The sequence below is a fragment of the Candidatus Protofrankia datiscae genome (assembly GCF_000177615.2).
GTDB classification, from domain to species: domain Bacteria; phylum Actinomycetota; class Actinomycetes; order Frankiales; family Frankiaceae; genus Protofrankia; species Protofrankia coriariae.
Window position 1 is genome coordinate 1 of the sequence record NC_015664.1, and the last position, 12355, is coordinate 12355.

The window sequence follows — 12355 nt, forward strand, 5'->3', positions numbered from 1 at the left end:
GCTTGATGTGGCGGCGGACGCTTCATCGTGTCTCGTGATCCGTGCCGCTCTCGCGTACGCGGCCGGCGTCGACGTCGCGGACTACACCCCCCGACGCACAGGCCGTCCGCAGGGCGCCAAGGACAGGCGACCCCGAACCCGTCAGCAGGCGGGGGACGGAGAGCGGGCGGCGTGATGCCCTGAAACGCAAGCGGCCCGGGTGCTGGCAACACCCGGGCCGGACACCCCCGAACCCCTTCACGAGAACTGGAGTGCTACGTGCACACCAATCGTACGGTCGCGCGCGCGTCTGCGCCTGACACCCGGACGGAGTCCCGGGAAACTCACCACGACACCCACCCCGTTCGGGGTACCAGCTCCGGCGAGGTGGGCCAGTGACGGCCCCCGCGGAGGACCCGCGTCTCCTCGCCGCGATGGACGGTGCGCCGGACCCTGTCGAGCCACCCGCGGACGATGACAGCCCCACCTCGCCACGCACGACGTCACGCAAGGTCGGAGCGGGCCGGAGCGGCGAGAGCAAGAGCGTCGCCGGTCGCACCCGTCCCCACCTCGCGAACGTCTCCCACGATGCCCCACCGGTCGGCGGACGCCACACCCTGAACGGTCGCACCTACTTTCAGCGCGAAACGGGCCTGTTCGCGGTGAACAAAGAGCAGGAGGAATACCAGATTGCCCCCGGGACTATGGAGGTCACGGGAAAAACAGAACTCCGTGATGTCGACCGGGAACGTGCCCCCGGAAAGATCGTAGAGACGCTCTTCCATACGCGGTACACACCGCCCGGGGCTGAGCCGCGGGAAGTCGAGGTAACCGACCGGGACATGCGTACACGCGAGCCACAGTGGCCGCACGCACTCGGTATCGGCGGACTCATTGGAGCCCGGGGCCCGCAAGCGGTCGGAGAAGCCGTCCGGGCCATGGGGTTCACGGTCCAGATGCGAGGCGAACTCCGGCAGGCGTACGCCGTTCAGGGGCCGCTACGCCGTCCATCGGGCGAGTGGGTCTACACCCGGTATGGCGCACCGGCACTCACCAGAGACGGTGTCGATGACACGGTGTACGCGATGCTGCACCCGGACATTGCGGAAGCAGAGGCTTTCCGTGTGCTCGGCATCGGGGAACCGTCAACCGATGAGACCTATGCCGATGACGTGGCCGTGATGTTGCTGTTCCTGTCGCTGCATGACGATCCGGCTATCGGGTGGGTGCACCTCGCCCAGCTCGGTTACGGCCCGTGGGCGGGGCTCTCTGGCCTGCGTCACCTCGCCACAGCAATCGTCGGAACAACCGGATCACGGAAAAGCGCCGTGTCCGGGTTGATAAACGCGGCGCAGTCCCGGGGCTTCATGCCCACCCGCGCCCGTGCGCACATCCCGACGGTGAAGATGCGGCACGCCGCGTCGTCGAAGGTAGGCGCGGAACGTACGCTCTACCACTACGGCTCCGGTACCGCGACGGTCGACGACCTGTTCCCAGGAAACCAAACCGCCTCGGAAGTCCGAGCAGACTGGATTACCGCTTCGGCTATCGCGGACAAGATGGCTGACCAGTCCGGCGGACAGAAGGGGCGCCGCGAGGGTAACGGGCTGAACCCTGGCCTATATCCACGATGCTGCCTCCATTTCACGATGGAGGAACTCCCTTACGTGGATCAGCACGGTTCAGAAGCGGCACGGCTCCTCATTGTTTGGATGGATGGGCCCGTCAATATCGACATCCTGTCGTTCCTACAGGAGCCGCAGAACGTCACTGCGGTCCGGCGCGCCTACGCGCGAATGATCCGCGACGTCCTGGCCGACATCGACATGCCGATACGGGCACACGCGCGCGCACTCGACACGATGGACAGGTGGCCACGGGTAGGCCACAACAGAGCATGGGACAACGGCGCGGCGATGCTGACCGGCGCGCTCCTGTTCACAGACGCTGTCGAGCGTTCCGGGTTCGGCCCGACCGGGCACCTTGTGGCGCAGGCCGAAGCGACGGTGCGGGAGATCCTGGCGCGTCAGGCGTCCCGATGCGGGATGGTGGGAGACCGGCAGGCCGCACGCGACTATGTGACTCTGTTCGTGAAAGGTGTTCGAAAGCTTCTGAAAGCCGGTTCGATGCACCTTTCCGGTCCGATGCGGGATGCGACAGGTGCGGCTATCCCGCCGCATGTTCCCGACTATCACTCGGACGATTTTGGGTGGATAGCTACGCCGATACGTCCGAGCGATGACAGCACCGAAGCTGGGTCCCTGTGGCGAGCGTCGGGTAAGGCGTTCGGGGCAATTCACCGGCGCGTGGAAGGTGCCACGGGTCGAGTTCAAAACGATTTCCCCACCGGCTCCTGGCGGGTTCGGGTTGCCGAGTGGCCGGAACTCTGCGAACTCATCGCAGGCACGACCGACTGGCCGATGCCTCACGCTTCCGAACTCCGGCGGATTCTCGCGAAAGACGGCCTACTCCACTCCGAAAAAGCATGGGTGGCTGCGATCTGGGACGGGAGGCGGGAGAAGACGCTGTCTCTCGACCTTCACCGAATCATGGCGTGGACCGACGATGACGACGACGCGCCCAACAACAGTGGAGGTCGTGACCAAGACGGTGATGACTCCGGCGGTGGCGATGACACTCCGACGCCGGACCCAGCTTTGGCCGAACTCGCGTCGGCGGAGCAGCACGGGATGAGCTACCCGTCCGCCCTTCCCTTGGACGCACTCGGACTCACCCCGGAACAGGCCGCGATGGCCGCGAATGGGGAGGTGTCGACCGGCCCATGCCTCGGGTGCGGTGAGCCGATGGCACCCCACGTCCCGGGAGACGGCGTCTACGTCGATGCCACTGGCGCCTACGTCCAAGCGCATCCGTCATGCGAGCCACCAGCTCCGGCCGCACCAGCTCCGGCCGCACCAGCTCCGGCCGCACCAGCTCCGGCCGCACCAGCTCCGGCCGCTTGGACGGCACCGGAGCTGACGCCGGCCGGCTTGGAGTCGCTCCGCCGGACACTCGCGGAAGTCGAGTGGGAGGGTCCGACCGATGACACGTTCATCGGCGACGTGGCCGCGCGAATCGGGTCCGCGTTCCCGAGCAAGGGTGCACCCGGCTCCGGCGGCCCGGGTCTCGTCTGGGGCGAGGGGCGGGGGCTCACCGGCTACCGCCTGTTCCGGATGGTGCAAGGGCGTGCACCTCGGCGGCTTCCCCCGGATGAGCGGATCGGGGACATCTCCCACCCTGTTCCGACCCCCCGGGCGACGTGGTACAGGCCGCTCACCCCGGAAGAGCGGGCCGCACGGTTCCTTGTCAGGTACGACGTCAACGGGCAGTACCTCGCTGCCGCGGGAGCGATCCCGCTCGGCACCGGAAGGCCGATCCACCTCGCGGAGCGGGTCATCATCTCGCCGAAAGCTCCGGCGTACTACCGGCTGACCGTCGCACCCGAAGCGGGCGACGTGGCGCCGTTCGTGGCACACGGGGATGACTGGTACTCCGCCCCGGGCGCTCGATACCTCGCTGATCGCGGACTCGTCCGAAGCGTCGATGAGGGGCTGGTCTGGACGGACGGGCACCCGTGGTTGGACAGGTGGTACCGGGCCACACGTGACGCGCGGGCGTACCTCGCCACCGGAACCGCGAGCGTCGACCTGGCGGCACTGGCCGCGGTAAAGGCGATGTACGCCACGTTCCTCGGGGGGTGGCTCGCGTCGGAGCAGTACAACGCGACACCGCTGTTCCGGCCGGATTGGCGCGCACACGTTCGGGACCGCGCCGCGGGGAATCAGGCACGCTCGCTCGACAAGGTCCGGGAGACATCCGGGCGGACCCCATTCGCGCTATTCAAGGATGCGGCGTATTTCACGGCTTCATCGCCGGACGACATCCCGGGTGGGATGGTGGTGTCCGGCCAGTTGGGCAAGTGGAAGCGCGAAGCGTACGGCGAACTCGCCCCCGACATAATCGAGATCCTGAACTCCGGCGCGGACGACGTATTCGGCGCACTGCGTAAGGCGGTAGGGCGATGACTCCCGAAGAGGAAATGCAGAAGTTCGCGGACTCGTTCGACTGGCGCGACGGGTTCCGTTCCCTCGTGGAAGAGGGGAAGTCGAATCGCGAAATCGTCGAAGCGCTCGACTTGACCAACGGAGGAGCCATCAAGCGCGCGTCAGCAATGCGAACGGCACAGCGATACCGGAAGCTCGTCACGGGAGGTAGCGGCCAAACCCGCGGCGGGCGCAAGGGGCCGCAGGATACTCGCGTGCTGGAAGCGTTGAAGCGGCGCGCGGCAGCGGACAAGTTGCGTAAGCCGATGGTCATCGGCTGGAAAGCGGCTGTGAACGTCAAGAGCAACAGCAAGGGGGCCGGTACCCGGGGGCAGGATCTCGCACCCTTCGGGGGTGCGAATGCTGCCGCCGATGCCCTTGAGCGTGGCGACTACGGGGAAGCCGGGGGTGCGTTCAGCCGTGCGCTGATGCAGCAGTACGGGGCCGAAAGCTTCCTTGAGGTGAAGAGCTTCGAGCGGCTCGACCTCCAGTACTGACAGCACACGCGAGACCCCCCGGCGATCACGGACCGCCGGGGGGTCTCGCGTGTGTCCCCTCCCCTCCGCCGCGCACCCTCGACGGCCGCGCACCCTCTGTTAATACGACTCACTATAGGGCTGGCCCCCTGCGGGAGCATTAGTGCGGCGCTGCGCTTGCACGGGGCCAGCATTCTTGAGCGCAGCGAAAGAATTCCCCCCGACATTCCGGCGCCATTCATGCTGAGCATTCATGGCACATTCTTTGGGTGATTGTTTGACGTTTCCAGCGCGCACTCATGGCGCCTATTGTTTGGCGTTTCCTTCGGCGCGCATTGATGGACATCCGACTGTGGACGTCCGACTATCGACATCCGTCTTTCTACATCTGACTTCGGATGTTCGGATGGCGGACTGCGCCGAGGGTGCCGGCCGCGCCGAGGGTGCCGGCCGCGCCGAGGGTGCCGGCCGCGCCGAGGGTGCCCATGTGCCACGTAGGCGGCGGATGACGTCCAGTTGGATAGATGACACCGGAGAGTGGAGATCTTGCCACTACGGGCCGCGTGGGTACCGTAGCGGCGATTCGGGGTGGTCGAGCTGTGGCGCGCTGGGGTGTCGGTCACTCTCCGTCGATCCGCGCGCGGCCTGAGCCCCCTCACGCTGGGGAGAATTTCCGCGCGCACTCACATGCGGTTCGGAACGTTCGGAAGGTTCGGAACGCTGGTGTGCAAGGTGATCGCAAGGTTCGGAACGGGTCTGGAGAGGTTCGGAACGGGTTCGGAACGGGTTCGGAACGGGTTCGGGCCCCGCTCCGGCCGCTTCGGCGCCGTTTGCCACCTCGCGCGCTAGTCACTCTCCGTGGTTCACGGTGGCCACCTCGCCTGCGAGTCCGGGCCACCTCGCCGTGGTCCTGGCCGTCGACGTGCCCGACGCCGGGCCGAAGGTCCGGTGGCGGTAGTCCGGGCAGGCCGGTGAGGTGGCGGAGCTGGTGTCCATGGACATGTCCACATCGGTGCCGGTGGTGGCGTATCCCCCGGCGTAGCAGGCGTTCCGGGGTGGATGTCCATGGACATGTCCACGTGGACATCGTCGGCCGTCGAGGGTGCGCGGCCGTCGAGGGTGCGCGGCCGTCGAGGGTGCGCGGCCGTCGAGGGTGCGCGGCCGTCGAGGGTGCGTGGCCGTCGAGGGTGCGCGGCCCCGGACGCAGAACACCCCCGACTGGAGAGGAAACCAGCCGGGGTGTTGGGTCTCGCGGGCTGACTCAGTGGCCGCAGTTCTTGTGCCAGTCATCCGCGCAGTGGCCGCCCTTACCGATGGAGCCAACGCCACCGCAGGTGGGGCACTCCGTGACCGCGCCGAGCGCGCGGCGAACGGCCTTCACTGCGGACCTGTCCTGTCCCGTCGCAGGGTTGGAGATGAGGTTCGACCGGGTCTTACCGTCCGCGCGAGTTGAGAAGCCGGGGATCTTCATGTTTTCCTCCTTGAGCGAATGCGGTTTTGCGGGTTCCGGGGCTGCTGTGATCTTATCTTGTTCTACTGCTCAGGCAGCATTTTTTGCCTGAGGCGATGTGCAGTCAAGGCAGGCTCCGAGATGGGTTGGGATCGTGTATCCGACGTTCCGGTGACAGTCGGGGCACGTCTTCCGTGCGGCGTGCGCGCGGTCGAGTGCGGCCATCTGTCGAGGGGTTGCGGTGGTCCGCTGGACCGTCTGGCCGATCGGATAGAGAAGCGCGGTCCGAATCCCGCCAGCGTCCGCGCGTTGGGAGCGCCACATCAGTTGTCCGGCAGGGCCCCCCGGAGAGGTGGGCCGGAATCCGATTTCCCGGAGCTGAGTCCGGGTGTAGAGCCCCGATGGCGCCATGCCCCACGGCCAGGTGGGAATGCCGTATCGGGTTCCGTCCGGGTCCAGGAATCGGATCACGGGGTGCCCTCCCGGGTCTGTCACAGGAATTGGGTTCGCGCTTCCGGCTGTGTCGCATCTGATGTGCGTCGCCGTGTCCGGGGTTGGTTCCCGGCGTTGAGCTGATCGTGCATGTCCGGGCGCTGTTCGGCGCATGTCTTGTGGCAGGGGGAGCCGTTCGGCGCCCGGACGATTGCGGGACGGTGGCAGATGACGCACGGTGTGGGTTTTCCGATGCCGCCTTTCGGGGAACCGCTGTTGCCGGACCAATCGAGCGGAACGGGGTCAGGGTTCCGCTCGACTATTGGGCGATCCGGTTCGCGTACCACGCCTGAAGCTCTTCCGGCGTGTAGGTCTGGTCTCGCCCTTCTCCCTGCCCCTTTGGGAATTTCGGGTCACGCATTCTCGCCGCGCGGGCCGTTCCCGGCTTGAGCGGGATCACGCCTGTCCGGCACGCATCGGGGAGGGTGATCCGCTCCGCCGTGCCGTCACCGTCGGTGTCCGCTGTCACGGGCTGGACCGTGACAGCGGCCGGGGTGTCACGGTCATCGTCGGTGGACGGGTCCCCTGTCGAGTCCGCGTGCGTGACCGTCACGTAGTCCGTTACGTCCGGGGTCCAGCCACCCACGGTGACGTCCGGCACCCACCCCTCTGCCGCGGGAAGCGAGCCACTCGCGGCCGGCTGTGCGTCTTCCTCCTGCCCTTCTTCGTCGTCTTCGGCGAACAGGTGCTCCCACTCGCGGACCCACCGGCCGGCACCGTAGGAGCTTTCGACTTCCCGAATGTGCTCCTCCGTAATCCACGGGGCGCACCGGCCAGCGTCGAACCACTCCGGCGCCTCGGGAAGCGCGCGGAGTCGAGCGTTCGCGCTGGCCGGATGGACGTAGGCGACTTGGAAGAGATCCGGCCTTTCACCGAGTGGGCCGTAGGTGCCGCGCCCCTTGATACTCGCGTCCCACGCGGGCTTCTTCACATGGCCGTATGTGGTTATCCACTTCTGAGCGGAGCATGTCCCGGTGAGTATCCGGCCGGAGAACAGGTCCCGAGCGTCGGACCCCGTGTCACCGAATAGCTTGAGCGCCAATTGGTGGGCGCCGAGCACCACCCGGTGTTCCAACGCGCGCCCCTGCATTAGGGTGACGTAAAGCCAGAAGGGGACCGGGCTTTGCTTCTTCTGCTTACCGGGGCCGGCCCACCACTGCTTGGCGCCCCCGGCGAACGAGCCGAATTCGTCGATGATGAGCACGCGGGCAGGAATGTCCTCCGTGGAATACCCCTCCTGCTGCATCAGCGCGACGGCGGTAGCCGATGCGATGAATTCCGCCAGCGCGCGAATTGCTCCCTCAATCGTCGTGTGAATCCGCACCCCGGACACGGTCCGAGACGGACGGGTCGGGTCACCGGCGATCCCGTCCGGGTGTTCCGGCTTCCGCTCCGTGAAGCTCATACGCTTGAGATCGATGATGTCGACCAACGCACCATGCTCGCGGTTGTGCAGGAGAGGAACGGTCAGGGTGGTGGTTTTGCCACTCCCGGAACCGGCGACCACGGCCAGGTGAGGCACGTCCGTCTCGGTTCGCGCGTAGACGGGCGCCTTGCCGGGACCGGCGCCGATGTGCATCACGTACGGGTCGTCGGAGGACTCCCACTCGACCGCGTCCGGGGGCTGGGGGGTGGGCATGAACTCCATGAACCGCGGCGCACTGGTGAGGTGGACGCGGGAGACCTCCATCGGCGCCTTGCTCCACCGGTCGATGAGCCGGTGCACGGCAAGCTGCTGGTACTCCTCCCCCACCCAGTGGTCCGGGAGGTTCACGCGGGTGATGGAGCCCTGCTTGGCAGGGTTCCGCGGGACGATGAGCCACTTGTCCGCCGACGCGCCGATCGGGAGCTGGAGCGGCCCGGACAACGACTTCATCAGCGGCTGAACGAGCCGTCGCCGGTGCTGGCGGTGCACCCACCGGCGGTGCGCCCGGTTACCCGCGTAGGCCAGCCCACCGGCAACGGCGACGGCGGTCAGGGAGGTGGTCAGGGTCGGGTCCGCGATCTGCCCGTACGCCTCGCCCAGGACCGCGAGGGTGCCGCCGGTGCGGTGCGCGGCGCGCTGCCACCGGGGCCGGTGCTGCCACCGGTACGCGCGGCCGGAGGGGTGGATGACGGTGGTTGCCGGGTGAAGCCAGGTGGCGTCGGTGCGGGGGACTCCGTCGAGCGGCGAGCCGGAGACCCAGCGCCACCCGACGATCCGGGCGGGGGTTCGTGTGGAAAGGTCATGTCGGGCCATGGGGTGTGCTCCCGTGGTCAAGGGGTCGGGCGCGTGGGTTCTTTGCTGAGAGTCACGCGCCCGATCCCGCCGAGCAAAGGGGTTTCGTCCGGTCTGTGGATAACCGGGATGATCAGGACTGATGCGCCGGAACCGCGGTCCCGCGGCCCGGGGTGGTGGTGCTCGTGCCATCCGCCGCGCCGGAGCGCTCCGGGCGCATCGAACGAGCCGCGTGGAACTTCACCGACACGGCAACTTCGTCCACCTGGACGTCCCACCCGTAGCGGGTCTCGCCGCTCTGCTTGTCCTCCCAGGACGACTGACGCAGCGTGCCCACCACGAGCACCCTGTCGCCCTTGCGCAGCGACTCCGCCGCGTTCTCCGCGGTCTGCCGCCACGCGGTGCACCGGTGATAGGACGTCGCCCCGTCCGACCACTCGCCGGTGTTCTGGTCACGGCGACGCTCGGTGCAGGCGACGACGAACGACGCGACGGCCGCGCCGTTCGGGGTGAACCGAAGCTCAGGGTCGTTGGCGAGGTTCCCGGCGATGGTGATCACTGCTTCCTGCATGGTGCTGCCTCTCTCTGCGAAACGGGGATCGGGCCGTGGGTGGGTGAGGTCAGGCGACGCGGGGCACGCGGGTACGGGCGAGGTGGACGAGTCCGGCGACACCAGCGAGAGCGGCCAGGATCGCCACCAGGGCGCCCGTGACCACCTCCGGGTGTGCGAGCACCGGCCGGCCGTAGATGAGGACCAGGGCGACGCTCAGGGCCACGACGGGCCGGCGGAGCGTGGCGAGAACGGCGCGGGCGAGGTGCGCGGCGCGCTCCGCGAGGTGGATACCGGCCAAGAGCAGAACGAGAACGGCGAGAATGGTCACGGGACAGTTCCCTTCCGGGTGCAACGGCGGGGGGTGTTCCGGGAGCGGGTGACCGATGGGGTCGGTCACCCGCTCCACTGCTGCCAAGGGGCAGCTCGGGGCTACAGGTACGGGTTCGGCTCGTTTGCCGCGGCCCGGGACTCCCGGATGATCCGGCGGACGTGCGAGGGGTCGACCGTCACGCCGGAGTCCGCGAGACGCTCGCGGATCGTGGGGACGTCGGTCACTCCGCTCGCGACAAGCTCACGGACACGTCGGGCCTTGGACCCGCGGGGTGTCCCGTTGTCCTTCGGGACGTCCGGGGTGTCCTCCACCATGGGGGCGGACAAGGCCGTGACCTGCCGGACTTCGGTCAGGACGTCGACCTGACGTCCCACGGGAGGTGTGGGGGAGTCCGCCACCGTGGCCACCTCCCCCACGGGCAGGCCGACGACGTCCGTCCCGATGGGGGGACGTCGCGATGCCTCCATCGCGAGCATCTGCGCCGTCGCCTGGTCTTCCACCCGGGCCACCTGCCTGCGAACCGCGGCGACGGCCATCTGAGCGGACGCACGGGAGATCTGCTGAGCCACCCACTGTGCGTCGTCCGGCGACAGGTCCGGGGCCGTCGCGCGGTTCAGGGTCCACCACAGGACCTTCGCCGCGATGCTGACGGACGCGCCGATGCACGCCATGGCAACACCGCCGGTCTGGAGTCCCTCAAGGGCGATGGCGGTCACGGTGACCGCGAGCAACGCCCATCCGATCTTGTCCACCGTCGCGCGCCGGTCGGGCCGGAACCGGACGATGAACGACATGCCGAGCGTGGCGAGCCACGCGAGGTCGAACACCGCACCGGCGAGGTAGGCCGTCCACGTGCCGTTCAACAGGTGCGCGATGGACACCGTCGACCACGTGATGGACACCAACGTGAGCGCAAGCACCAGGCCGACGACACCGCGCACGGCGATAACGTCGATGTCCCGGGGGAGCACCGGCACGGCCACGCGACGGGTACGGGTGACCGGCGCGGACTCGCCGTTGACGGTGTGGGTGTCGGTGTACTTCTGCGTCTCGACACGGAACTTCATCGGGTCACCTCGCCGCGAGCTTCGGTGACGAGCGCGGCCAGGCGGACGAAGTCCCGCGCGTCGAGCGCGCGGCCCATGTCTCGAACCATCCCGCGCAGCCAGTCCAGATCGGCCGAGTCGGGGGAGACGGGCATGTGGTGGAAGCGGCCGTCCGGCGTGCTGGCGGGGATGCAGTAGTCGCATCCGGATGGGGCGGGGGTGAGGTCGAGCTCTCCGCCGCACCCCTCGCAGTGGTCGGGGGGTCGTAGGTTTGTCATGGGTCGGGTCCCTTCTGTGGAGGGGGTCGGTCAAGGGCCGTGTCCGGGGGGCAATCCCGGGCGCGGCCCGTCTGGTTACAGGCCCTTCGACTTCCTGATCTCGCGGACCAACTTCGCGCGCTGGTCGAGCCCGAGTGTCAGCAGTCCGTCGACGACGTCGGCCTTGGTCACGCGCTTGCCCAGTTCCAGGGACAGTTCGAGGGTGAGCCGCTCGACAGCATCGATGATCGGCTTGCTCAGGTAGTAGGACACCCGCTCCCGCGGGATCTCCGTCTGTACGGTCACTCGTCGCCTCCTCAGCAAGTCCGGCAGGGTCGGTGCTTCTGGAGTCGACGATACCTCAGAAGTCGGAGAGTCGGAGGTTCGGTGTTCGACTTTCGGTGTTGGATGTCCGGATTTTGGTTGCGAGCGAACGGGGGTCCTTCGGGTGCGGGTGGGTGCCGGCCGCGCGGGAGTCGGCTCCGGCGCGGCCTGTCCAGTAGGCGGTACGGACTCCGGCGCGGCGGGCGGCTCGACAGTCGGTGTCGCGTCCGATTCCGGCTCCGACTCCGGGGCGAGCATGTCCCGGAACTTCCGGCGTCCGGGCGGTGTCATCTGATGTCTCCCGTTACGTAGTCGCGGATGACCTCCGCCGTCACCCGGCGGTAGTCGAGATCGGCCTCACTGGCGTACCGGCCGCGATAGGCCCCGATGGGTACTCCGGCCAGTGCGGCATCTTCGTGCGCCGCGTAGCTCCGGATGATCGTGCTGAACACGCCGTACCCCTGTTCCACCAAATCGGTCCGGGCCTGTTCCGCCCGGGGGATCGACCGGGGGTCCACTCGGGTGAGGAGAACCCGGAACGGCACTCCAGACGGCCGGACCACATCTCGGACCGTTCTGGCGAGTCCTGCGAGGTCCAGTGCCGCGGGTGGACTCGGGAGGATGACCGCGTCCGCGTGACGCACCACGGCAAGCAGTGCGGCGGACTCCCGGGCGCCCGGCGTGTCCACAACGATCACGTCGTACTCGGCTACCTCGCGGACGTGCCCCAAGAGTCGAGGGTCGGTTTCGGCGGTGTAGTCGAAGCGGAGCTGGACGCCGGCCGCGCGCGCACGGTCCGCCCACCTGGCGGAGTCCCCGTTGGGGTCGGTGTCCAGTAGCAGCACGCGCGCGGCGAGCGTCTCGGCAAGCAAGTGGGTGATGTTGAGGGCCGACGTCGTCTTGCCGACGCCGCCCTTCTGACTGGCGAAGATCAGTATCCGCATGGCACGGGCCACCCCCTGTGTTGTGAACATCCACAGTCTGATGTCGCACATCGGAGGTGGACAGGGGGATGCGCCCGCGAGGTGCGACACGCAGTGTGGGATGTCCGTCGCGCCCGGAACGTCAGTGCTACTCTGAGCGTTGGAACTAATCGCATGCGACTTGTAGAGGAGGTGGGGTAGATGCAGACGCGAACGCGATCAGCGAGGGTCCCAGACGATCTTTACCTACTCGCGATGCAACA

Annotated in this window: 11 protein-coding genes; 2 read left to right on the forward strand and 9 right to left on the reverse strand. The window is 67.8% G+C overall.

What is annotated here, in order from left to right; all coding sequences use genetic code 11:
* The first annotated feature begins 374 nt into the window (after positions 1–374).
* Both FSYMDG_RS27635 and FSYMDG_RS22355 read left to right on the forward strand, forming a co-directional pair.
* On the forward strand, positions 375–4004 hold the full coding sequence (locus FSYMDG_RS27635) for a hypothetical protein (RefSeq protein WP_013878170.1): 3630 nt from the start codon (positions 375–377) through the stop codon (positions 4002–4004).
* Complete coding sequence (locus FSYMDG_RS22355; RefSeq protein ID WP_013878171.1) at positions 4001–4519, forward strand: hypothetical protein; 519 nt, start codon at positions 4001–4003, stop codon at positions 4517–4519. Before FSYMDG_RS27635 ends, FSYMDG_RS22355 begins: the two co-directional genes overlap by 4 nt.
* A gap of 1240 nt (positions 4520–5759) precedes the next feature.
* Here the strand turns inward: FSYMDG_RS22355 and FSYMDG_RS25115 are convergent.
* The 9 genes from FSYMDG_RS25115 to FSYMDG_RS22390 form a co-directional block, all read right to left on the reverse strand.
* Positions 5760–5969, reverse strand: a complete 210-nt coding sequence (locus FSYMDG_RS25115; protein WP_013878172.1) for a hypothetical protein — start codon at positions 5967–5969, stop codon at positions 5760–5762.
* Positions 5970–6038: 69 nt separating this feature from the next.
* Positions 6039–6554 (reverse strand): RRQRL motif-containing zinc-binding protein, encoded by a 516-nt coding sequence (locus FSYMDG_RS29440; RefSeq protein ID WP_283204997.1) that lies wholly within the window; start codon positions 6552–6554, stop codon positions 6039–6041.
* 145 nt (positions 6555–6699) lie between these two features.
* On the reverse strand, positions 6700–8679 hold the full coding sequence (locus FSYMDG_RS22360) for a hypothetical protein (protein WP_013878174.1): 1980 nt from the start codon (positions 8677–8679) through the stop codon (positions 6700–6702).
* A 112-nt stretch (positions 8680–8791) separates the two neighbouring features.
* Complete coding sequence (gene ssb, locus FSYMDG_RS22365) at positions 8792–9229, reverse strand: single-stranded DNA-binding protein (RefSeq protein ID WP_013878175.1); 438 nt, start codon at positions 9227–9229, stop codon at positions 8792–8794.
* Between the two features lie 49 nt (positions 9230–9278).
* Entirely contained in the window at positions 9279–9539 is a 261-nt protein-coding gene (locus FSYMDG_RS22370; protein ID WP_043607623.1) for a hypothetical protein, read from the reverse strand.
* A 101-nt stretch (positions 9540–9640) separates the two neighbouring features.
* Entirely contained in the window at positions 9641–10609 is a 969-nt protein-coding gene (locus tag FSYMDG_RS22375; RefSeq protein WP_013878177.1) for a hypothetical protein, read from the reverse strand.
* Positions 10606–10866 carry a hypothetical protein gene (locus FSYMDG_RS22380; protein WP_013878178.1) on the reverse strand — a complete coding sequence of 87 codons (261 nt, stop codon included), beginning with the start codon at positions 10864–10866 and terminating at the stop codon, positions 10606–10608. The genes FSYMDG_RS22375 and FSYMDG_RS22380 overlap by 4 nt, the downstream gene beginning before the upstream one ends.
* A 75-nt stretch (positions 10867–10941) precedes the next feature.
* Positions 10942–11151 carry a hypothetical protein gene (locus FSYMDG_RS22385; protein WP_013878179.1) on the reverse strand — a complete coding sequence of 70 codons (210 nt, stop codon included), beginning with the start codon at positions 11149–11151 and terminating at the stop codon, positions 10942–10944.
* 305 nt (positions 11152–11456) lie between these two features.
* Positions 11457–12143, reverse strand: coding sequence for a ParA family protein (locus FSYMDG_RS22390; RefSeq protein ID WP_237703193.1), 687 nt, complete (start codon positions 12141–12143; stop codon positions 11457–11459).
* Positions 12144–12355 lie beyond the last annotated feature (212 nt).

Excerpts from the sequence above, each read along its gene's own strand:
- FSYMDG_RS22355 (WP_013878171.1), top strand. The coding sequence starts at position 4,001 with ATGACTCCCGAAGAGGAAATGCAGAAGTTCGCGGACTCGTTCGACTGG.
- FSYMDG_RS25115 (WP_013878172.1), bottom strand. The coding sequence starts at position 5,969 with ATGAAGATCCCCGGCTTCTCAACTCGCGCGGACGGTAAGACCCGGTCG.
- FSYMDG_RS29440 (WP_283204997.1), bottom strand. The coding sequence starts at position 6,554 with ATGCGCCGAACAGCGCCCGGACATGCACGATCAGCTCAACGCCGGGAA.
- FSYMDG_RS22360 (WP_013878174.1), bottom strand. The coding sequence starts at position 8,679 with ATGGCCCGACATGACCTTTCCACACGAACCCCCGCCCGGATCGTCGGG.
- ssb (WP_013878175.1), bottom strand. The coding sequence starts at position 9,229 with ATGCAGGAAGCAGTGATCACCATCGCCGGGAACCTCGCCAACGACCCT.
- FSYMDG_RS22375 (WP_013878177.1), bottom strand. The coding sequence starts at position 10,609 with ATGAAGTTCCGTGTCGAGACGCAGAAGTACACCGACACCCACACCGTC.
- FSYMDG_RS22380 (WP_013878178.1), bottom strand. The coding sequence starts at position 10,866 with ATGACAAACCTACGACCCCCCGACCACTGCGAGGGGTGCGGCGGAGAG.
- FSYMDG_RS22390 (WP_237703193.1), bottom strand. The coding sequence starts at position 12,143 with ATGTTCACAACACAGGGGGTGGCCCGTGCCATGCGGATACTGATCTTC.